We start from the raw sequence: 873 nt of genomic DNA, 5'->3' as shown, positions 1-873 counted from the left end.
ACCTCTCCAGAACCATTAGAGTTACAAACGGGAGTGATTAGTGCGACACAATATGTTTGTGAGGGCAATAAAGGCTTATCAACTCCAAGAGTAAGTGTTGATACGAGCAAGATACGTGGAGGAATACCACCTTATACCATTGAGTTTTTTGATAATGGAGGAAATAGTTTAGGAAATGGTACAGAGTACACACTTTCGAACTTGAATGGAGGTACTTTCTACGCTATGATAAAAGACGCTTCAGGTACTTGTGCTACGAGCACCACAAGCGTAACAGTAGAACCAGCCTTCGAGTTGCAAACACTCAGTATCACCACAACAACATCAGCTACTTGCGCTGTAGACGAGGTGATCAACATCAGTGTAACCGCTACGCCTACTTATATAGCAGGTACACCATTGCGCTATGAGATAAAAGGAAATGACAATGCCTTTACCACTATCACCACCACTACAGCAACCAACTTGAGTTTGACCCTTACAGGTTCACAAAACTTATCAGGTTCAAATTATAAGGTAGAGGTATTCAACGAAAAAACAGGTTGTAGCATCACAGGAGTACATACAGTGAAAGATGCTAATACCTTCGAGATAACCTCAAGTAACCCAGTGAGAGCCATTTGTCATAATGGAAATGGTAGTATAATGCTTACCTTTGTAGATAAAGATCTCTCTAACGGTGACCAATCTACAACAGGCTTTACCTATACAGTTACAGCAGTAAGTGGAGGAGCGACCATTTCAGGAAGCATACCAGTTGGAGGTAATACTAGAACACTTACTTTAGTAGGAGGATCTTATGATATCGAAGCGATTTCTATAGCAACAGGTTGTAAAGTAGCGGAACATCGTTTTGTAATACCATCAAATCCA

Annotated in this window: 1 protein-coding gene; it reads left to right on the top strand. The window is 40.8% G+C overall.

Annotated elements, in window-relative coordinates; all coding sequences use genetic code 11:
- The coding region (locus HMPREF9073_RS16050) for a hypothetical protein (protein ID WP_009413989.1) at nt 1–873 on the top strand (873 nt) is incomplete at both ends.

This window comes from Capnocytophaga sp. oral taxon 326 str. F0382 (genome assembly GCF_000318295.1).
Lineage (GTDB): Bacteria > Bacteroidota > Bacteroidia > Flavobacteriales > Flavobacteriaceae > Capnocytophaga > Capnocytophaga periodontitidis.
Note: the sequence above shows the minus strand (reverse complement) of the source record. Positions and strands in the feature narration are given on the sequence as shown.